Source organism: Bacillus sp. FSL R5-0820, assembly GCF_038593385.1.
Lineage (GTDB): Bacteria > Bacillota > Bacilli > Bacillales > Bacillaceae > Bacillus > Bacillus altitudinis.
Genome location: NZ_CP151991.1, coordinates 929,016 through 949,493 on the forward strand (window position 1 = coordinate 929,016; position 20,478 = coordinate 949,493).

Sequence of the window (20,478 nt, forward strand, 5' to 3'; positions counted from 1 at the left end):
TAATAGAACGGTTGGAGAACTGGAGAGACCGCAAGCACCGAAGTGTAGAAATACGCTTTGGGTGTTTGCGGTCTCTTTTTCTTTACCGTACAACATGGGAGGAACAAGAGATGACTTTTTCTAGCTTAGAAAGAGAACAAATGCTTCAGGACATGACAAAAAAACCATATGATGTGTTTATCATTGGTGGGGGTATTACAGGCGCTGGTACAGCACTTGATGCGGCTTCACGCGGAATGCGTGTCGGTCTTGCGGAAATGCAGGATTTCGCAGCGGGTACGTCTAGCCGCTCAACGAAACTAGTGCACGGTGGACTTCGTTATTTAAAACAATTTGAGGTGAAAATGGTCGCAGAGGTCGGTAAAGAGCGTGCCATCGTATACGAAAACGGTCCTCATGTGACAACGCCAGAATGGATGCTTCTTCCGATGCATAAAGGCGGGACATTCGGTAAGTTTTCAACTTCAATTGGACTTAGAGTATATGACTTTTTAGCTGGCGTTAAGCATAGTGAACGCAGAAGTATGCTAAGTGCGAAAGAAACACTTGCAAAAGAACCGCTTGTGAAAAAGGATGGCTTAAAAGGCGGGGGCTACTATGTTGAATACCGTACAGATGATGCACGCCTGACAATTGAAGTCATGAAAGAGGCTGTGAAATTCGGGGCAGAAGCGGTCAACTATGCGAAAGTAAAAGAATTTATTTATGATAAAGGCAAAGTTGTCGGTGTTGTCATTGAAGATGTCACAACACAGAAAACATACGATGTATATGCGAAAAAAATCGTCAATGCGACAGGTCCATGGGTCGATCAGCTAAGAGACAAGGACCACTCAAAAGAGGGGAAACATTTACAGCATACAAAAGGAATTCACTTAGTATTTGATCAATCTGTTTTCCCATTAAAACAAGCAATCTACTTTGACACACCTGATAAACGAATGGTCTTTGCGATTCCAAGAGAAGGAAAAACGTACGTGGGAACAACAGATACCGTTTACAAAAAACAGCTGGAACATCCGCGTATGACAAAAGCAGATCGTGATTACGTGATCAAAGCCATTCAATATATGTTCCCAGATCTTAACATTACAGAGAAAGACGTTGAATCTAACTGGGCTGGTCTTCGTCCACTCATTCATGAAGAAGGAAAAGATCCTTCAGAAATTTCTCGTAAAGATGAGGTATGGACATCATCTTCAGGCTTAATTACGATTGCCGGCGGTAAATTAACAGGTTACCGTAAAATGGCTGAACACATTGTGAATCTTGTACGTGATGGACTGAAAGAGGAAACTGGAAAAGATTTCGGACCATGTAAAACGAAACATATGCCAATTTCAGGTGGGCATGTAGGCGGTTCGAAAAATATGGCATCCTTTGTTCAAGCGAAAACGGCAGAAGGAGCATCCGTTGGTTTGACAGAACCGATTGCACAAAAATTAGCTGAGAAATATGGCTCAAACGTCAGCAATGTCTTCAAGCGTGTAGAGCAGCTTCAAGGGGAAGCAGACAAACGAAACATTCCCGCATATGTGTTGGCTGAACTTGTCTATGCGATCGAAGAAGAATTGGCTGTAACACCTGTCGATTTCTTCTTGAGAAGAACAGGCAGCCTATTATTTAATATCAATTGGGCAAAAACGTATGCACAGCCTGTTGTTGACTATATGGCAGATCGTTTTGGCTGGGATGAAGCGACAAAACAGAAACATCAAACTGAATTAGACCGACTATTCCATGAAGCAGTCGTACCGCTTGATGCTGAATAAGTAAAAAGCCGATCGTGTATCGGCTTTTTTTATTTTGTTCATCGTTTTTTCATATGTTCATGATATAACATGACATGAAGGATAATTCCATATAAAATAACAGTAGATGTTATTTTATTGATGATAAGAGCTGGGAGGACGACCATGAGTTGGAATACGAATTATGAGCGTTGGATCAATGAGAAGCACCTGGATACTGAACTAAGGGAATGGCTGGAGGCACATCAAGATGATCATCAAGCGCTTGAAGACTGCTTCTACAAAAACCTTGAGTTTGGTACTGGAGGAATGCGCGGAGAAATTGGTGCTGGAACGAACCGAATGAATGTTTACACTGTTCGAAAAGCATCTGCTGGTCTTGCTGCGTATATTGCAGCACATGGAGAGGATGCAAAAAAAAGAGGCGTCGCCATTGCCTATGATTCACGCCATAAATCTCCTGAATTTGCGATGGAAGCGGCCAAAACACTTGCTTCGAGTGGCATTCAAACATACGTATTTGACGAACTGCGTCCGACACCAGAACTCTCTTTTGCAGTTCGAGAACTGAATGCCTTTGCAGGGATTGTTGTGACAGCAAGTCACAATCCGCCAGAATATAATGGCTATAAAGTTTATGGAGAAGATGGAGGCCAAATGCCCCCATTTGAAGCAGATCAAGTCATTAAAGAAGTAGATGCCATCGAAAATGAATTAGCCATTTCAGTGGAATCAGAAGAAGTATTGAAGCAAAATGGTTTGATCCGCATGATTGGTGAAGAAATCGATCAAGCGTATATGGAAAAATTAAAAACCATTCGTGTGCACCCTGAGCTTGCAAAAGAAGTCGATGTTAAAGTGGTGTTTACCCCGCTTCATGGGACGGCGAATAAACCTGTCCGAAACGGACTTCAGGCCTTTGGTTATAAGCATGTGACGGTTGTACCTGAACAGGAGAAACCAGATCCGCAATTCTCGACGGTTACGTCTCCAAATCCAGAGGAGCATGCCGCTTTTGAATACGCCATCAAGCTTGGCGAAAAGCAAAATGCTGATATGTTGATTGCGACAGATCCAGATGCAGATCGATTAGGTATCGCTGTGAAAAATCATGATGGTGAATTTACCGTTTTGACGGGCAACCAAACAGGCGCATTACTGCTGCATTATTTATTATCTGAAAAACAAAAACTAGGTCAGCTGCCGCCTCGCCCCGTTGTAATGAAAACGATTGTGACAAGTGAGCTTGGGCGTGCTGTTGCCTCAGCATTTGGAGCTGACACGATTGATACGCTCACTGGCTTTAAATTTATCGGAGAAAAAATCAAGCAGTTTGAAGAAAGCGGAGAATACACGTTTCAATTCGGCTATGAAGAAAGCTACGGCTATTTGATCGGTGATTTTGCACGAGATAAAGATGCAGTTCAAGCGGCGTTATTAGCAGTTGAGGTCGCAGCCTTTTATAAGAAACAAGGGAAGTCATTATACGATGCGCTTGTTGATATTTTTAAGGAATTTGGATTTTACAGAGAAGGGTTAAAGTCATTAACCTTAAAGGGGAAAGTAGGAGCAGAGCAGATTTCTGCTATTCTTCATACCTTTAGATCAAACCCGCCAGCTTCTATCGCTGGTCAGCGCATTACGATCATTGAGGATTATCAATCAAGTCAAAGGCACCTTGTGGCTGAAAAGAAAGAAGAAACGATTCATCTGCCGGCATCAAACGTCCTGAAATATTTCCTTGAAGATGGCTCATGGTTTTGTTTACGACCTTCTGGTACGGAGCCTAAAGTCAAATTTTATATTGCAGTCAAAGGCACATCGTTAACAGACAGCGAAGAAAAGCTGAAACACTTATCAGAAGAAGTCATGAAAGTCGTCTATGACATTGTGGAAGAAACAGCTAAATAAAACATCACAAAGCCATCATGTCATGCATGATGGCTTTTTCTCAGTCAAAAGGATGAGAAAAAATCATCCTTTTTGAGAAAGAGCCGCACAGATGCTCATGGTATAATCAACATATTGATAAGAGAGGTAGTAAAAGCCGGGGGTACACACGATGGGAGATTACCAAGAAAAAGTCAAAACATTAAAAACGTTAAAAGAAATTGCTGAAAAGCTAAATGAAGGGATGGAAATGAAGGAAACGCTTCATGAAGTGCTTCATATGCTTATGGAAGTGACAGGCTTTCAAACAGCATGGATTTATTTTATAGAAGAAGACGGATCGTATGAACTAATGGCAGAAGTATGCTTACCTGAAGCGTTGGCAAAGCATCAAAAAGAGCTCATGTGTCAAAACGATTGCTATTGCATCAACCGCTACACGAAAGGCTCACTGCAATCAGCGACCAATATCATCAATTGTAAACGGATTGAAACGGCGATTGAGCAAAAGCTTGGAGATACAGAAGGAATTACCCATCATGCAACCGTTCCGCTCCAAGCATGTAAGCGTACGTTTGGCTTATTAAATGTGGCGGCAAAAGGGAAGGTCACATTTACACAGGAGGAGCTGAATCTGCTTGAAAGTATTGCACTGCAAATAGGTACGGCTATTCAGCGCATGAAGCTTGTGCAAAATGAGCAGCAGCATGCACTGCTAGAAGAACGAAACCGGCTTGCGCAGGATTTACACGATTCTGTGAATCAAATGCTGTTTTCCGTGAGTTTGACTGCAAAGGCAGCGCGTCAAATGACAAGTGATCAACATTTAGGGGAAATGATTGATTTTATTCAGCATTTATCACAAGATGCCCTCATTGAAATGCGTTCACTCATATGGCAGTTAAGACCAAAAGGACTTGAAAAAGGATTTACGACAGCGATTGAAGAGTATGCACAGCTTTTAGGTCTAAATTGTTCATTGTCTTTATCAGGCTGTATGGAAATAGATCATTCAAAGCACGAGACTTTATTTCGCGTATGTCAAGAAGCTCTAAATAACTGCCAAAAGCATGCGGGCGTTGAGAAAGTAGAGGTCAAACTGGAGCAATCAGGAGATACGTTTGGTATGAAAATCATCGATCAGGGAAAGGGATTTCAGTATGATGAACAAATGAGTCTTCCTTCATTTGGGCTGAAAGGGATGGCTGATCGTATCCGAAGAGCAGGCGGTACATTTTGCATCAATTCTGAGCTAGGTAAGGGAACGACGATTGATGTGAAAGTACCATTTTCTCAAGAAAGGAAGGGATTGTCATGAGGGTAGTTATTGCAGATGATCATCATATTGTCAGAAAAGGGCTGGTCTTTTTCTTGCAAACTCAGCCAGATGTAGACATCGTCGGTGAGGCATCCAATGGGGAAGAGGCACTGCAGGTAGTTAGGCAAACAAAGCCTGACATTGTCTTGATGGATCTCTCTATGCCTGTAATGAATGGAATTGAGGCGACAAAGCAAATGACGCTGGATATGCCGGATGTCCGCATTGTCATTCTGACAAGCTATGCAGATAAGGACTATGTGATCCCTGCTATCCAAGCGGGAGCGAAGGCTTATCAGCTCAAGGATGTAGCACCTGAAAAGCTTCTCACGACAATGATTGAGGTGCAAAATGGTACGTATCAATTAGACGGTCATATTACGACGTTTCTCGTCCAGCATCTAACTGAACCTAAAGAGCAGAAATGGGCATTGATGAACGAACTGACCAATAGAGAACGTGATGTCTTATTTGAAATCGCAAAAGGGAAAAGTAACAAAGAAATTGCCTCATCGCTTTTTATTTCTGAAAAGACTGTGAAAACTCACGTGTCTCATGTGTTATCAAAGTTAGAGCTGGCAGATCGAACTCAGGCCGCTCTATATGCGGTAGATTATCAAAAAAATCAGCCGAAAGAGCTGTTGTAAAAGAAGAGCATATACAGTCTATATGAATGGTGGACATTCCAAAAGACTTCATGAGTATTTCTCATGAAGTCTTTTCTTTTTTATGAAAGACGGTTAGTAAAAGGCTGAAAAGAAAACAAAGAGCTAAAATAAAGTTCATTCTAGCCCTATGTCAACAATCTGAAAGGCAGAAAATCACCCTTTTCCTTTATGTGTACATCGGTTCAGCATATGCTTCAGCAACGGCAGCCTCTGAAGCATGGTCGATATACTGCAGGAGTCCATATAAACATTTTTCAACATCTGCATCGTTCCGGTTAAATTGATACGCATGTAAGAAATGCTCAATACGTTTCGAGAGCAAATCATCTTGCGTACGGACCATAAGAATAAGTAAATTATCCCATTGCGAGCGATGCGTATAATAAAGTGCCTTATCATAATCTGCCACATTCATTAAACCTTCTCCTTTCCCTTGAGAAGTCCTCATTAGTTTGCTCGGATCAGGTCGACTTTTTCAGGGGAAAAGTTGGTGTCTGCATAAACAGGGTACCGGGAATTATAGGCTGAATAAATGCTTGATGTATGAAAAAGAACCAACCAGCAAAACCTAAACAAAATAGACATGAAAGTGAGAATATTGATATCATGCACCCGAAATTATGGATGCTTTTTGCAGCAGGAATTATTTTATTCGGCAGTCTCATGGTTCATCCATCTTCACAAGCAGCCGTGCAGCCGGCAGAGAATTGGGAAAGACTTGCGTATACTGCCTTGCAAGATGAATATGAAGGCGCCGCTTTAAACGATTATCATTACATTGGACGTACACAAGTGAATGAAGATCAAACAAAAGATGTGTTTCGCGTGACCGTGAAGGAAGGCTCCACAAGATTTGCAGCACATGCAGAAATTTATTTTCATCCGGTGACGGGGCATTTGATTAGTATTAACGTATTTCGGCTATAAAAAAGCACCTCTTTTAAAAAGAGGTGCTCCAGCTGAAAAGAAGATTTATTTCATGCTTCCTTGAAGATATGAGCGAATATCCACACCGAGTGAATCCGCTAAACGCTGTCCGTAATCTTCATCTGCACGATAGAAGTTACAGATCGCAAGTAATTTCGTTTTTTCATTTACGTCTTTCAAGTCAGCTGTCAGGTTCTTGATCAATGCTTGTTTCTCTTCTTCAGAGTAGCTTCGATATTTTTCTCCAGCTTGTTTGAAATCATTTGGTTTTTCAATTTTTTGTCTCACTATACGGTCACCATGAAGAACTGGTTCACTTTCTTTGTAGTGAGGGTTTTCTTTTGGCTGATCGTCATAACGGTTTGGTTCATAGTTAATATGACCGCTTGGACGAGTTGTTGTCATAAAGCCATCCTGTTGGTTATTGTGAACAGGCGCATAAGGACAGTTCACTGGGATGCGCATGTAGTTTGCACCTAGGCGGTGACGCTGCGTGTCAGGATAAGAGAACAGACGACCTTGAAGCAGTTTGTCTTCAGATGCTTCAATTCCTGGTACTAGAGCACTTGGCGTGAAAGCAGATTGTTCTGTTTCAGCAAAGAAATTTTCTGGATTGCGGTTCAGTGTCATGCGGCCCACTTTTTGCAGCGGATAATCTTCCTCGCTCCACGTCTTCGTCGGATCACATGGATCATAATCTAGTTCATCATAATCACTGAGCGGCATAAGCTGAACGTAAAGATCCCATGCTGGATAATTTCCTTTTTCAATACGATCATACAAGTCTCTTGTCGCATGCTGGAAGTCGTTTGCTTGAATTTCTGCAGCTTCTTCCATCGATAAATTGCGAATGCCTTCTGATGGTCTCCAGTGGTATTTCACATATTTTGTTTCTCCGTATTTGTTTACCCATCTAAACGTATGAACACCAGAACCGCGCATTTCAGCGTAGTTCGCAGGAATACCTTCGTCAGAGAAGAGCCATGTGAGCATGTGAGTAGATTCAGGTGTTAACGTCATAAAATCCCAATAACGGTCAGGATCTTGAATGTTGGTTACAGGATCTGGCTTGAGAGAGTGAACCATGTCAGGGAATTTAAGTGCATCACGAATGAAGAAGATCGGCAAGTTGTTCCCAACTAGATCATAGTTGCCTTCTTCTGTATAAAATTTGACAGCGAAGCCGCGAGGGTCACGTAATGTTTCAGGCGAACCTTTAGGGTGAATAACCGTTGAGAAACGGACAAAAACGTCTGTTTGTTTTCCTTCTTCACTTAAGAAGGCTGCTCTTGTATGTTTCTCCATGCTATTTTCTACTTCAAATACACCATAAGCGCCGGCGCCTCTTGCATGAACGACACGCTCTGGAATACGTTCACGGTCAAAGTGTGCAAGTTTTTCAATCAAATGGTAATCATCAAGAAATGAAGGCCCCCTGTGACCAGCAGTTCTTGAGTTTTGATTATCGCCAACTGGCACGCCTTGATTCGTTGTCAAATTTTTATGATTAGAATTTGTCATTCTTTTTCTCCTCCTGTAAACAAAAAATGGTTTCTAGCAATCTATATACCCTAATTATATTGAATCAAACATGATAGTCAATATTTATTTATAATAATTTTAAATAAATTATTATTACAAGGAGGTAAAGAAAAAGACGAAAGAAATAAATTCTTTCGCCTTAGAGCAGAAGCTCTCTTAGAGCATCTTTGTTTTGTGTTAAATCATTTAATGTGTATTGGTCAAGAACGCGTAAATAAGCAGTGAGTGCTTCATGAAGTACGTGTTTTAATGAACAAATCGGGGAGATAATACAGCTGTTTTTCTTCGGATCAAAGCATTCAACCATGACTAAATCATCCTCTGTATAGCGGACAACCTCACCAATATTAATGCTTTCTGGGCTTTTCCCCAGCCTAATCCCACCATTTCTTCCGCGGATCGTTTCTACATAACCACGTTTTCCAAGATGGTAAATGACCTTTGTCAGGTGATTTTTCGAAATGCCATAAATATCGGCAATCTGCTGAATATTTGACAGTTCATTGTTTTCTCTCGAAGCTAAATAAATGAGTACCCTTAATGAGAAATCTGTATAATTCGTAAGTTTCATTTGGACGACCTCTAAACCTAATAGAGTTTTGTATCATCGTAACACATTTTAGACAAAAACTGTTCGAGAAAGTACTAAATGTGACAACATTTAAAACATGCATTTTAAATATTGCTTTTATAAGCTGTCATCCATTACGATAAAGATGTATTTAAAATACATCTTTTGAAAGAAGGAATAACGATGTTATCCACAGATCAAATGAATGCCATTAAACAATCAGCCCCTCTTCTAAAAGCTGAGGGAACAAAACTTGTGACTGTTTTTTATCAAAATATGATTAGACAGCACCCAGAGCTACTCAATCAGTTTAATAAAACAAATCTCATGAATGGAAGTCAGCCAGAGGCGCTTGCCGCAACACTCTATCAAGCTGCACTGCACATTGATCGCTTGGCAGACTTGCTTCCTGCTGTGAAACAAATTGCCCATAAGCATGTCAGTGTCATGGTGAAAAAAGAGCAGTACCCAATCGTCGGATATCACCTTCTTGAAGCAATGAAAGAGGTATTTGGGTTATCAGAGGAAGATGACACATTGTCGGCTTGGAAGGCTGCATATGACATCATTGCGAATATATTCATCACCATTGAGGCAGAAATGATGGCTGAAAATGTGAAACAACCTGGCGGATGGACTGATGTCAAACCGTTTATGATTAAGAAAAAGAAACAAGAATCTCCATCACTCATTTCCTTTTATTTAGTACCAGAGGATGAATCGGAGCTGCCAATGTATGAAGCTGGTCAATACATTACGGTGCAAGCAAATATGCCGGGTGAAGCTTATGTATGTAGCAGACAATACAGCTTATCGGACCAATATCACCCATCTTATTACCGCATCACAGTGAAACGAGATGGGCATGTCTCCACATTCCTGCATGATGAAATGAGAGAAGGCGATATTCTTCAAGTGAGTATGCCGCAGGGAATGTTCTGCTTGCAAGATGACACCAAAGAACCCGTTTATTTGATTAGTGCCGGTTCTGGTGTCACACCAATGATTGGTTTAGTGAAAACAGCGTCGCATAACAATCAGCCATTCACGATGATTCATGCAGACAGACTAGAGGATGTAACCGCTTTCGAACAAGAGTTTGAACACGTTCTCAATTCATCTCCAGAGGGGCGTATTATCCTTTGTAACGAACAGTTTGAAAAGAGTGGAAAGAGTGGAAAGAGTGAGCTGGTTGAGAAGGCGCCTTCCCGTATTCACCAGCCATTCCTCCAATCAGTCATTGGTGAAGGGAAAGGCCAATTTTATGTTTGCGGTTCCCCAGCATTTACACAAGAGATGATCCTTAGTTTAAAAGCGATGGACATCCCGGAAGAGAATATCCATTATGAATCGTTCGGCGGGCAGTCCATGAAAGAGATGGAAGTCGTCTAAACAACTGGCTGAACATCATGTTTTATTAAGTACGCTCATATAGTAGGGATAAGTCCGATGAGGAGGGATGGTTTCCTTGAGCGTATCTGAAAAGCGTCTTTTACAACGAGCCATTGATGAAATTACAGAAATTGCAGAAGGATTTGGTCTAGATTTTTATCCGATGAGGTATGAAATCTGTCCCGCGGAGATTATTTATACATTCGGTGCATATGGCATGCCAACACGATTTAGCCACTGGAGCTTTGGAAAGCAATTTCACAAAATGAAGCTTCATTATGATTTAGGATTAAGCAAAATTTATGAGCTGGTGATTAATTCAAATCCTTGCTATGCCTTTCTCCTTGATAACAATTCGCTTGTTCAAAATAAACTAATTGTGGCTCATGTCTTGGCACACTGCGATTTCTTTAAAAACAACTGCCGTTTCCAAAACACAAAACGAGATATGGTGGAAAGTATGTCAGCGGCAGCAGAGCGAATCAAAGAATATGAACATATCCACGGTACAAAAGAAGTCGAGTCCTTTTTAGATGCTGTATTGGCATTGCAGGAGCATATTGATCCGTCGCTTGTTCGTTCAAAATTAAGCTGGAATCTCGACGATGAAGATGAATATGAAGAGGACAAACCAAAACGTCAAACGCCATATGATGATTTGTGGGGAATGGATGAACCGAAAACACGTGAGAAAAAGAAAACGATCAAGCAATTCCCCCCAAAGCCAGAAAAAGATATTTTGCTCTTTATCGAGGCACACTCCCGAGAGCTAGAGCCTTGGCAGCGGGATGTGCTGACGATGCTGAGAGAGGAAATGCTCTATTTTTGGCCACAGCTAGAAACGAAAATCATGAATGAAGGCTGGGCATCGTATTGGCACCAGCGGATTATGCGTGAACTTGATTTAGATTCAAGTGAATCGATTGAATTTGCCAAATTAAATGCAGGTGTCGTGCAGCCATCTAAGACAGGAATCAATCCTTACTATTTAGGGCTGAAGATTTTTGAAGATATTGAAGAGCGCTACGATCATCCATGCGAGGAATTAAAAAAAGCAGGAGTGACGGAAGGGTCCGGTCGCAGCAAAATGTTTGAAGTGCGGGAAATTGAATCAGACATTTCTTTTATTCGAAATTACTTAACGAAAGACCTTGTGATGAGGGAAGATTTGTACTTGTTTCAAAAGCAGGGGAGAGACTATAAAGTCATTGATAAAGAATGGAAGGCAGTCCGTGATCAGCTAGTCAGCATGAGGGTCAATGGCGGCTTTCCGTATTTGACAGTCATCGATGGCGACTATTTAAAAAACAACGAACTCTATATTAAACATTGGTATGAAGGCATTGAGCTTGATCTCAAATACTTAGAAAAGGTGCTTCCATATTTGTATCAGCTATGGGGAAGAAGTGTGCACATCGAGTCAGTTCTTGAAGGAAAAGAAGTGATGTTTTCATATGATGGAAAAGGGGTTCATAGGAAGTATCTCGCTTAATGATCAAAAAAGATGTCTACGACTAGACATCTTTTTTTGTGATTAGCACTTTATTGATTTTTCAGCAGTTTGAAAATGTGTTTCGCTTGATCTGTATTTTCCATGAGCCCTTTTAGCTGTTCGCTTGTTGGTCCATAAGCATAAAATGGTACTTCATCCCCTGTATGACCTGATGTGGTCCAGCCTGTATGAGACCTTGTATTGATGACTTTTTCGATGGCATCATCAATTTGAACAGGATCTTTTGTTTCAGCTGCCTTTTGAATAGAGGCGATTTCCTCTTTTGTGAAATCAAGGTCGATGTATTGTTTGAGCGCAGTCTCGACCGTCATACCCCCTGCAATTTTATTTGCAATAAAATCAGGTGTCTTCTTTGCTGCTTTGACAGGCTGATAATCCCAGCTGCCCGAACCGTCTGCCCCGAAGGAAAGGCCGCCAGTTGAATGATCTGCTGTCGTGATGACTAACGTGTTTTTATCCTTTTTTGCGAAACGAATGGCTTCTTCAAATGCTTTTTCAAAATCTTTCATCTCACTCATCGCACTGACAATATCGTGGTCATGTCCAGCCCAGTCAATTTGACTGCCTTCAACCATGAGGAAAAATCCTTTTTTGTTTTTAGACAGCTGTTTGATGGCTGAGGATGTCATGTCTTGCAAGGAAGGGGTCGTTTTATCACGATCAATTGCTTTATCGAGACCACCGTCAGCAAAAATGCCTAACAATTTTTGCTGTTTGTTTTTTTGTAAGTCAGCTTTATTGGTTACGTAACGATAGCCTGCTTTTTGAAATTCTTTCGTCAAATCACGATCTTTGCGGACAAAATCGATCAGTCCTCCGCCAAGCATGACATCGACTGTATGCTGTTTTCCAATTTTCTCATCGAAGAAATCATCAGCAATGGCTGCTGTGTTTTTTCTAGAAACATCGTGGGCGGCATACGCAGCAGGTGTCGCATTGGTTAATTCAGATGTGACGACGAGACCAGTAGACTTTCCTTTGCGTTTTGCTTCTTCTAATACTGTTTTTAGTTTTTTGCCATTTTTGTTTACACCAATGGCGTTGTTGTATGTCTTTTGACCAGTTGCCATGGCTGTCCCAGCTGCTGCTGAATCAGTAATGTTACTTTTAGAATCATCAGGGTATGTTTTATGCATGCCAGTGAGGTAAGGGTCAAACGCTGTTTGCTTGGAAAGGTCACCGTTATGTTTAAATGAGCGGTAAGTTGAAAGGTAAGGTGTTCCCATGCCATCTCCAATGAGCACGATCACATTTTGTACGTCATTTTTTGGTTTCTTTTTAGCCTCAGCTTTGTCAGCCTGTCCAAATTCAATTCCTGAAAAAATACCAATCGATAACATTGATGCAGCTGCGATTGCAGCTATTTTCGTTTTCGAGCTTTTCAACACACTCATTCATTTTGCCTCCTCATTGTTTATGTATCGCTCTTACGTTTACAATGGTAGAGCAGAAGTGTGGATTCCAAATGACAACACCGTAAAGTTCACTTTAAAATTGTAAAGGTCCACTTTACATAGAATGAACCAAAAAGAGAAATGAATGTATGATTTATCTATGACAAGATGCATTTGTTTTGTCATGATTGTGTAATAAAAATGAAATAAAAAGAACCCTAAAAAAAAATAATTTTTGCCGAATTAATAAGCATAATGTCGTAGGAAGTCAAGACTATTTCTTCTGGTATTCGATCCTTATAATAGAAAGTAGATAAAAATTCGGATCACGATAGATACATACAGGAGGAACAAATGAAAAAACAATTGATCACAGCTGCAAGTGCAGTTCTACTTGGGACGACATTATTTGCCGGAGCTGCCTCAGCACAATCAGTAAAGGTTCAAAAAGGTGACTCTCTTTCTGTTCTAGCGAAAAAATACAAAACAACCGTGAGTAAGATTAAATCAGACAATAAACTGAAATCTAACACGATTTATGTTGGACAAACTTTAAAAGTGAATGGTACTTCTTCAAAAAAGGTAACGAAAACATCAAAAACAACAACAAAAGTAAAAGCGTCTTCAGCGACAGCCACTCATAAAGTTGTCAAAGGTGATACTTTATCTAAAATCGGCAAAAAATATGGAATGACAGTGAAAGAGCTGAAATCGTTAAATAAACTCAAAACAGATCTGATTAAAATTGGACAAAAGCTGAAAGTGAAAAAGACATCCAAAGTGAAACCAGCACCTGTCAAAGAAAAAACAGTTGCTACTTCTTCTTTAAACACGTCTAAACTCGTAGCAGATGCGAAAGCACAAAACGGTACACCATATAAATGGGGTGGAACGACACCGAAAGGCTTTGATTGCAGCGGTTTTATGTGGTATATCATTAACAAACAAACAAAGATTTCAAGACAAACAACTGAAGGTTTTTGGGGATCAATGAAAAGCGTCTCAACACCTAAAGTTGGAGATTTTGTCTTCTTTACAACCTATAAATCTGGCCCATCTCACATGGGTGTCTACCTTGGGAACAACAAGTTTATCCACGCTGCTTCTGATGGTGTGACGATCAGCGATATGACTTCAAGCTATTGGAAGCCAATTTACCTTGGCGCAAAGACATTTGTAAACTAATAATGGATCTTAAGAGACTGCTTACTAGGCAGTCTCTTTTTTTGTATATCGTTTGCGCAGCTAAATCAGTCCTTTATCATAGCTCTCTATGAGTCTAAAGGCTTTTAAATAAGCAAAAGTGAAGACAAGTTATCAAAAGAATAATTTTATTTTCACTTTATAAAAATTATATCAAAAAAGTATAATTTTGTATGTTGTATAATAAATAGAAGAAGCCAAGCTATGATTTGAATAAAGATTGAAGAAAATCTACCCTGATGATTGACAAATATTTTGTTGATAAATAAGAATTTTCACTCTATTTTGAAAAAAAGTGTTTTCATTTTTTAATTTTCATATATAATAATTTTACGCCACTAATTTATTGCGCTAAATTAAATCTAAATATTCAGAAAATAAAGTGAATTACGAAGTGGTGGCGTCTTTAGACGGATACTAAGTTTTGGGAGTGATGGTATGAGCAATTCGTTGTTTAGAAAGAAGAGCATTTCAGAGCTAATTGCGGCAACACAAGGGGAAAAAGCGTTAAGAAAGGAATTAGGTTCATTTGACTTAACGATGCTTGGTATTGGAGCGATTATCGGTACAGGGATATTTGTACTGACAGGTACAGGCGCCGTCACAGCAGGACCAGGACTTGTTTTATCATTTGTGATTGCAGGTCTTGCATGTTTATTTGCGGCATTGTCATATGCGGAATTCGCTTCCACAGTGCCAGTATCAGGATCTGTTTATACATTTACGTACGCATCTATGGGAGAATTTTTAGCGTTTATCATTGGCTGGGATTTGATATTAGAATATATGCTAGCCGCTAGTGCCGTTTCAGCAGGCTGGTCAGGCTACTTTGTGTCGTTTTTAAATGGGATAGGGATTCATATACCGGTTGAATTAACAGCAGCACCAGGTGGTTTAAAGGGTCAAGTGACATATTTTAATCTTCCTGCATTTATTATTTTAATGATCATCACCTTCTTGCTGTACTTCGGTATTAAAGAATCAAAACGAGTCAACAACATTATGGTCATTATGAAAATTGCGGTGATTCTGCTCTTTATTTTAGTCGCTGTGAAATATGTAAAACCTGAAAACTGGACACCATTCGTTCCTTTTGGAACTTCAGGCGTGTTAAGTGCAGCAGCTCTCGTATTCTTTGCATTTATCGGATTTGATGCAGTTGCTTCTGCGGCAGAGGAAACAAAAAATCCATCCCGCAACTTGCCAAGAGGAATCATCACTTCCTTATTGATTTGTACCGTGTTGTATGTGGTAGTCAGTGCGATCATGACAGGCATTGTTCCATTTATGAACTTTGAGGGAGTATCCCATCCAGTGTCTCTTGTTTTACAAGTAGCCGGTCAAAATTGGGTGGCGGGTATTGTAGATGTTGGGGCGATTTTAGGGATGACCACGGTCATGCTTGTCATGCTGTACGGCCAAACACGTGTCATGTTTGCCATGTCTCGTGATGGCTTGGTACCAAAGGTTCTTTCAAAGGTTCATCCAAAACATAAAACACCTTATATCAATACTCTTTTCTTTGGAACATTGTCAGCATTAATGGGTGGATTCATTCCGCTTGATGAGCTGGCAAGTCTAGTGAACATCGGAACACTTTCAGCTTTCATTTTGATTTCAGTTGCTGTCATTGTCATGAGAAAAACACAGCCTGATTTACCGAGAGCATTCAGATGCCCCGCAGTGCCGCTCATTCCAATCTTGGCTATTCTATCTTGCGGACTGCTCATTTATAAGCTTGGCACCATCACATTTGTTCGTTTCTTAATCTGGCTTGCCATTGGGCTTGTTGTCTATTTCTTATATTCAAGAAAGCACTCCGAATTAAACAAAAAATAAGAGTGTACAGAAAAAGCCAGTCAAGTATGACTGGCTCAGCGTGTAGACAAACCTTCGCATTCTTTGTCAGTTCTGCGTGCTGGTGCTCACGAATGTCAAATTCGCTCCGCTCCAGTACTCGTCCTTCCTAGACTTCAAAGGTTTTCAGGTCACGCTGAAAAGAAGACAAAGGGCTAAAATAAACAACATTTTAGCCCTTTGTCAACAATCTGAAAGCCAGTCAAGTATGACTGGCTTTTTAGTATTAAAAACCTAATTGAAGATCGACATCAATGGAGACGATCGCATAGACACAAACGATGACAAAAATATTCAGAACGACGCCTAGGAAACCTGGTCCAGTGCGGCCTTTTTTAATGAACAGTTCAATCACACCGAATGGAACTGCGGCCATTGCAAAAGGAAGCATTTGAAACGAATAAAATGTCACATTGCTAATAATGGCGAGGTTCAGCATGAGCAGCGATAAAATAGCGGTGCCGACCGAAATCCAGCCAAACACATTATGCTCTTTAAAAATTCTTACCAATTCCATAATTCCACCTCGCTCACTTTGGCCGTTTTAATGCGTTTTGTCTTCACAAATTTCTCTATTTCTTTAGAAGGACCTGTGACAACAGAACCGTAAACCGTGACACCATTTTGATTGATGTAGCGTATTCGGTTAGAGAGGTCAAGTTCAGGTCTGCCAGAGATCGTTTTTGCCCAGGATGGATGCTGGTTGACATAGGCGAGGGCATCTTTGAACTGATCAACCTCTGTTTTTGATGTGTGCTGAAGCTCTTTTAAAAATTCAGAGTCTTTCCCGGGAAAACCGATTGGACGCTGATTTCCACTTAATGAATCTTCTGTTTTTATCGCATTCCAAAGCACTTTCATATCATATTTTTTAGAAAATGAATACACGTCTTTCGGTGTGTATGCTTTGTCATAGGATACATACACTTCACTCACTGTTCCTTCAGGTAACTTGTCTAAAGTGGTGAGTGTTTGTTTTTTAGATGTATCTGCCTGCGACGAAGGGTGCGTAAAGAAATCCTCCGTATTACGTGCGCTGTCGCCATAATAAGAGATCGTAGGCTGCTTTAATTTATCGAAAAACATTTCGATTTGTTCACTACCGATGGCTTCTGTTTTATTGCCAATTTGTTTTTGCAGCTTAAGTTCTGTGTTCATACCAAACAGTTTGACCTGCCCTTTTAAATCCTTCATATCAATGGCGACGTTCGGTTTTGTTAGGGCGACTGTTACAGCGGCCGTTTCCATAAAATGATTGCCTTTACTGTCTGCTCCGCCAACGCCGTAGTATAGATAACTACCTAGTGTACAAAGCGGTAAAATAATCAGTGTAGATATGACAGCAAGTACAGAAATACGTAAATAGGACTTTCTTTTTCCGTATTGTAAAATGGCTTTTTGTTTTTCAGGACTGATGGAGAAGTCTGTCCAATCTGAGTCATTCAGTTCTTGGCTTAAGCGTTTTTCATTTTCTTCGAGCTCTTCTTCAAACGCCATCATTTCTTCCTCGTTCATCTCGCCATTATTATATTGTTCCCATCGCTTATTAAACTCTTCATTCATCATTAACACCTCTGTTATATAGTGCTTTTAGGCGCTGCCTTGCACGAAATAAAACACTTTTAAAATTTGCTTCAGTAATATTCATGACCTTGGATGCTTCTTTGTAATTCAGTTCTTTTAAATAATACAATGTCAACGCTTCCTTGTAGTTATCTGGAAGCTGCTCTAAATACATGTTGAGGACTTCTTTTATTTCAATCTGTTCAGCAGGACTTTGTACAGACGTTTGTAAAAGGCCGCCAATGAGATCATCCGATATGGTCACTTCTTTTTTATGTTTCCTGACATAATCAATAAAAGCATTTCGTGCCACCTGAAATAACCAAGGTTTCACTTTGCTATGGTCGTAGGAATGAATATGTATATAAGCACGCATAAAGGTTTCCTGCAATAAGTCCTCTGCCAAATGTTTGTCTTTTGTCATGGAGAGCAGAAACCTGTAAACATCGTTCATATACATTTGATAAATTTCATCGATCGTCACTGATTTTTCTCCCCTCTATGTTATACACGCATAAGAAAGGCATAAAGTTGCACGAAACTTCTCATAGGCCGTACATTACTCATCTCTTTCACCGAATCAAAATCATTTCTCCTTATCATAGCGAAATTTGCATCATTTATAAAGTGTTTTCAATAGAACAAATCAGGAAAAAAACTCAAAAAACGACAATTTTGGACACATTTCTTCCTCTATTCTCTCCTAAAAACACATACTTGAATACAGAAGGAGCGGTCATCTTAAGTGAAAAGATGATTTTAGTGAACCGTCTCTATTTTATCAGCAGGAGAAAATTTTTAGTACCAGGTAATAAAAAATTTGTTATAATAGAAACAAATCCTTCATTCTTCAAACAAAGGAAGTGCACTATGTATAAATTTTCAGGCTATACCGTCAAAGCATTTTTTGCTCTCCGAGGCGGAATCAAAGTATATCAAAAAGAGAATCTGCCAACAGACCGGGGGTTTGTCATTGCTTGTACGCATGAGGGTTTTGTGGATGTTCTTGCATTAGGCGCAGGAATTCTTCCGTTTGAGATCCACTACATGGCGAAAAAAGAATTGTTTGCAAATAAATGGATCGGCGGATTTTTAAAGAAGATTCATGCTTTTCCAGTTGATCGAGAGAATCCTGGGCCAAGCAGTATTAAAACGCCCATTAAATTATTAAAAGAGGGGAAAATCGTTGGAATTTTTCCAAGCGGAACACGTACAACAGAAGATGTTCCTTTAAAAAGAGGGGCCGTTACGATTGCGCAGCTCGGCAAATCACCAATCGTTCCAGCAGCGTACAAAGGACCTTCTAATGCAAAAAGCCTTTTTAAGAAGGGGAAAATGCGCTTAATTATTGGTGAACCGATTGAGCTGTCTGAATTTGATCATCTGCCGCCAAAAGAAAGATTAGGTGCGATGACAGAAGTATTAAACACAAGAATCAAAGAACTTGAAGCTAAGTTAATCGAAAAGGGATAAAGAAAACGACCACTTGCTAAGGCAAGGGTCGTTTTTTTTCTTAAGAAGCGCCTTCTTCAGCTGCTTCTAATAGTTGTTCGTTTAGTTTTTTGACTTCGATGTATGCCACATGGTGTCCATCGACTTCATTAATGATAAATTCATAGCCTTGTTCACGAATCGCGTCATTTTTCTCGACTTCATATTTTTGTGTAAGGAACCAGCCGCCGATTGTGTCGACTTCTTCGTTATCAAGCTGAATACCTAGTAGCAGGTTGACTTGATCCACAAGAACCTTTCCATCAAAGATATAGTGGTCTTCTCCCAGTTTACGCACTTCGTTGATTTCATCAATATCGAATTCATCACGAATTTCACCGACGATTTCTTCAAGGATGTCTTCAACTGTCACAAGTCCTGCTGTACCGCCATATTCATCTGATAAAATGGCCATGTGTACACGCTCACGCTGCATTTTAAGCAGTAGATCATGAACAGGAACCGTTTCAATTACATGAATAATTGGGTTTACAAAATGTTCGATCGTATCACTTGTGGAACATTCACCACTAATACATGCAGTGAGTACTTCTTTAATATTCACAACACCGATGATGTTGTCTTTATCGCCATCTTCAATTGGATAACGTGTATATTTCTCGACCTTGGTCACTTTCAGCATTTCCTCAATGGTAATATCATGAGGGAAGCTGACAACTTCGGTACGAGGAATCATAATTTCTTTCGCCAGACGGTCATCAAATTCAAAAATTTTATTCACATATTTGAATTCAGACTGGTTAATCTCGCCGCTCTTATAGCTCTCAGATAAAATAATCCGCAATTCTTCTTCAGAGTGCGCCATGTCATGCTCAGATACTTGTTGAAGACCAAATGCTTTCGTTAATAAACGAGCAGATCCATTTAACACCCAAATGAACGGAAACATCACTTTATAAAATATCATAAGCGGTCTAGCAAATAGAAGGGACACTTGCTCAGCCTTTTGAATGGCGAGTGTTTTCGGTGCAAGCTCTCCAACCACGACGTGTAAAAACGTCATAATACTAAACGCAATAATAAAAGTGACAATATGACTGGCTGATTGAGGAATGGACAGCTCTACAAATAGTGGAGCAAGCATGTGCGCAATTGTTTCTTCCCCTAACCAACCGATCCCAAGGGCGGTAATGGTAATACCGAGCTGACAGGCCGACAGATACTCATCAAGGTGAGTCGTGACATGCTTGACAGCAACTGCTGTTTTATTACCTTCTGCGATTAACTGATCAATTCTTGAGCTTCTTAAGCGAATGATCGCAAACTCTGATGCAACGAAAAATGCGGTTAAAGCTATAAGCAAAGCAACTATGAGTAAATTCACTATGTCCAATTAAGGCCTTCGTTCTGACTTTGAGAACGAAGGTAACACCTCCT

General features: G+C 40.2%; 18 protein-coding genes. 10 read left to right on the forward strand and 8 right to left on the reverse strand.

The window, feature by feature from the left end; genetic code table 11:
• Positions 1–110 precede the first annotated feature (110 nt).
• The 4 genes from glpD to NST15_RS04725 all read left to right on the forward strand — a co-directional run bounded on the left by glpD (position 111) and on the right by NST15_RS04725 (position 5,606).
• Positions 111–1,772, forward strand: coding sequence for a glycerol-3-phosphate dehydrogenase (gene glpD, locus NST15_RS04710; protein ID WP_017360355.1), 1,662 nt, complete (start codon positions 111–113; stop codon positions 1,770–1,772).
• 144 nt (positions 1,773–1,916) lie between these two features.
• Positions 1,917–3,662, forward strand: a complete 1,746-nt coding sequence (locus tag NST15_RS04715; RefSeq protein WP_065460057.1) for a phospho-sugar mutase — start codon at positions 1,917–1,919, stop codon at positions 3,660–3,662.
• A gap of 151 nt (positions 3,663–3,813) precedes the next feature.
• Entirely contained in the window at positions 3,814–4,959 is a 1,146-nt protein-coding gene (locus tag NST15_RS04720) for a GAF domain-containing sensor histidine kinase (RefSeq protein ID WP_008349005.1), read from the forward strand.
• Positions 4,956–5,606 (forward strand): response regulator transcription factor, encoded by a 651-nt coding sequence (locus NST15_RS04725; protein WP_008349002.1) that lies wholly within the window; start codon positions 4,956–4,958, stop codon positions 5,604–5,606. Before NST15_RS04720 ends, NST15_RS04725 begins: the two co-directional genes overlap by 4 nt.
• Before the next feature lie 187 nt (positions 5,607–5,793).
• Here NST15_RS04725 and NST15_RS04730 read toward each other — a convergent pair whose 3' ends face one another.
• Positions 5,794–6,042, reverse strand: a complete 249-nt coding sequence (locus NST15_RS04730; protein ID WP_008349000.1) for a YhdB family protein — start codon at positions 6,040–6,042, stop codon at positions 5,794–5,796.
• Positions 6,043–6,170: 128 nt separating this feature from the next.
• On the opposite strand from NST15_RS04730, the gene NST15_RS04735 reads away from it, so the two are divergent.
• Positions 6,171–6,554, forward strand: coding sequence for a YqzG/YhdC family protein (locus NST15_RS04735; protein WP_041091806.1), 384 nt, complete (start codon positions 6,171–6,173; stop codon positions 6,552–6,554).
• Between the two features lie 45 nt (positions 6,555–6,599).
• Here the strand turns inward: NST15_RS04735 and NST15_RS04740 are convergent, their stop codons facing one another.
• Both NST15_RS04740 and NST15_RS04745 read right to left on the reverse strand, forming a co-directional pair.
• Complete coding sequence (locus NST15_RS04740) at positions 6,600–8,075, reverse strand: catalase (protein WP_144684746.1); 1,476 nt, start codon at positions 8,073–8,075, stop codon at positions 6,600–6,602.
• Positions 8,076–8,235: 160 nt separating this feature from the next.
• Positions 8,236–8,667 (reverse strand): Rrf2 family transcriptional regulator, encoded by a 432-nt coding sequence (locus tag NST15_RS04745; protein ID WP_041507532.1) that lies wholly within the window; start codon positions 8,665–8,667, stop codon positions 8,236–8,238.
• A 183-nt stretch (positions 8,668–8,850) separates the two neighbouring features.
• Here NST15_RS04745 and NST15_RS04750 point away from each other — a divergent pair, with 183 nt between their 5' ends.
• Positions 8,851–10,059: a globin domain-containing protein gene (locus NST15_RS04750; RefSeq protein WP_342498908.1), complete on the forward strand. Its 1,209-nt coding sequence runs from the start codon at positions 8,851–8,853 to the stop codon at positions 10,057–10,059.
• A 76-nt stretch (positions 10,060–10,135) separates the two neighbouring features.
• The gene (locus tag NST15_RS04755) at positions 10,136–11,551 is read left to right on the forward strand and encodes a SpoVR family protein (protein WP_017360348.1); all 1,416 of its coding nucleotides are present in this window, start codon (positions 10,136–10,138) and stop codon (positions 11,549–11,551) included.
• A gap of 50 nt (positions 11,552–11,601) precedes the next feature.
• On the opposite strand, the gene NST15_RS04760 is transcribed toward NST15_RS04755, so the two are convergent.
• Positions 11,602–12,966, reverse strand: coding sequence for an alkaline phosphatase (locus NST15_RS04760; protein WP_272511350.1), 1,365 nt, complete (start codon positions 12,964–12,966; stop codon positions 11,602–11,604).
• A 354-nt stretch (positions 12,967–13,320) separates the two neighbouring features.
• On the opposite strand from NST15_RS04760, the gene NST15_RS04765 reads away from it, so the two are divergent.
• Positions 13,321–14,151 (forward strand): LysM peptidoglycan-binding domain-containing protein, encoded by an 831-nt coding sequence (locus NST15_RS04765; RefSeq protein ID WP_342498909.1) that lies wholly within the window; start codon positions 13,321–13,323, stop codon positions 14,149–14,151.
• 456 nt (positions 14,152–14,607) lie between these two features.
• Entirely contained in the window at positions 14,608–16,008 is a 1,401-nt protein-coding gene (locus NST15_RS04770; RefSeq protein ID WP_008348986.1) for an amino acid permease, read from the forward strand.
• A gap of 244 nt (positions 16,009–16,252) precedes the next feature.
• Here the strand turns inward: NST15_RS04770 and NST15_RS04775 are convergent, their stop codons facing one another.
• Genes NST15_RS04775 through NST15_RS04785 form a run of 3 tightly spaced genes read right to left on the reverse strand, consistent with a single transcriptional unit; the run spans position 16,253 to position 18,073 of the window.
• Positions 16,253–16,543, reverse strand: a complete 291-nt coding sequence (locus NST15_RS04775) for a hypothetical protein (RefSeq protein WP_008348984.1) — start codon at positions 16,541–16,543, stop codon at positions 16,253–16,255.
• Complete coding sequence (locus NST15_RS04780) at positions 16,531–17,589, reverse strand: anti-sigma factor (RefSeq protein WP_017366923.1); 1,059 nt, start codon at positions 17,587–17,589, stop codon at positions 16,531–16,533. The genes NST15_RS04775 and NST15_RS04780 overlap by 13 nt, the downstream gene beginning before the upstream one ends.
• The gene (locus NST15_RS04785) at positions 17,582–18,073 is read right to left on the reverse strand and encodes a sigma-70 family RNA polymerase sigma factor (protein ID WP_008348979.1); all 492 of its coding nucleotides are present in this window, start codon (positions 18,071–18,073) and stop codon (positions 17,582–17,584) included. Before NST15_RS04785 ends, NST15_RS04780 begins: the two co-directional genes overlap by 8 nt.
• 386 nt (positions 18,074–18,459) lie before the next feature.
• Between NST15_RS04785 and NST15_RS04790 the strand changes: the two genes are divergently transcribed.
• The gene (locus NST15_RS04790) at positions 18,460–19,062 is read left to right on the forward strand and encodes a 1-acyl-sn-glycerol-3-phosphate acyltransferase (protein WP_017360344.1); all 603 of its coding nucleotides are present in this window, start codon (positions 18,460–18,462) and stop codon (positions 19,060–19,062) included.
• A gap of 40 nt (positions 19,063–19,102) precedes the next feature.
• Here the strand turns inward: NST15_RS04790 and NST15_RS04795 are convergent, their stop codons facing one another.
• Complete coding sequence (locus tag NST15_RS04795; protein ID WP_007497105.1) at positions 19,103–20,434, reverse strand: hemolysin family protein; 1,332 nt, start codon at positions 20,432–20,434, stop codon at positions 19,103–19,105.
• Positions 20,435–20,478: the final 44 nt, after the last annotated feature.

What these genes read in the sequence shown, in the direction of transcription:
- NST15_RS04730 (WP_008349000.1), bottom strand. Translation starts at nt 6,042, where the DNA reads ATGAATGTGGCAGATTATGATAAGGCACTTTATTATACGCATCGCTCG.
- NST15_RS04775 (WP_008348984.1), bottom strand. Translation starts at nt 16,543, where the DNA reads ATGGAATTGGTAAGAATTTTTAAAGAGCATAATGTGTTTGGCTGGATT.
- NST15_RS04780 (WP_017366923.1), bottom strand. Translation starts at nt 17,589, where the DNA reads ATGAATGAAGAGTTTAATAAGCGATGGGAACAATATAATAATGGCGAG.
- NST15_RS04745 (WP_041507532.1), bottom strand. Translation starts at nt 8,667, where the DNA reads ATGAAACTTACGAATTATACAGATTTCTCATTAAGGGTACTCATTTAT.
- NST15_RS04770 (WP_008348986.1), top strand. Translation starts at nt 14,608, where the DNA reads ATGAGCAATTCGTTGTTTAGAAAGAAGAGCATTTCAGAGCTAATTGCG.
- NST15_RS04750 (WP_342498908.1), top strand. Translation starts at nt 8,851, where the DNA reads ATGTTATCCACAGATCAAATGAATGCCATTAAACAATCAGCCCCTCTT.
- NST15_RS04725 (WP_008349002.1), top strand. Translation starts at nt 4,956, where the DNA reads ATGAGGGTAGTTATTGCAGATGATCATCATATTGTCAGAAAAGGGCTG.
- NST15_RS04720 (WP_008349005.1), top strand. Translation starts at nt 3,814, where the DNA reads ATGGGAGATTACCAAGAAAAAGTCAAAACATTAAAAACGTTAAAAGAA.
- NST15_RS04735 (WP_041091806.1), top strand. Translation starts at nt 6,171, where the DNA reads ATGAAAAAGAACCAACCAGCAAAACCTAAACAAAATAGACATGAAAGT.
- NST15_RS04715 (WP_065460057.1), top strand. Translation starts at nt 1,917, where the DNA reads ATGAGTTGGAATACGAATTATGAGCGTTGGATCAATGAGAAGCACCTG.
- NST15_RS04765 (WP_342498909.1), top strand. Translation starts at nt 13,321, where the DNA reads ATGAAAAAACAATTGATCACAGCTGCAAGTGCAGTTCTACTTGGGACG.
- NST15_RS04740 (WP_144684746.1), bottom strand. Translation starts at nt 8,075, where the DNA reads ATGACAAATTCTAATCATAAAAATTTGACAACGAATCAAGGCGTGCCA.
- glpD (WP_017360355.1), top strand. Translation starts at nt 111, where the DNA reads ATGACTTTTTCTAGCTTAGAAAGAGAACAAATGCTTCAGGACATGACA.
- NST15_RS04790 (WP_017360344.1), top strand. Translation starts at nt 18,460, where the DNA reads ATGTATAAATTTTCAGGCTATACCGTCAAAGCATTTTTTGCTCTCCGA.
- NST15_RS04760 (WP_272511350.1), bottom strand. Translation starts at nt 12,966, where the DNA reads ATGAGTGTGTTGAAAAGCTCGAAAACGAAAATAGCTGCAATCGCAGCT.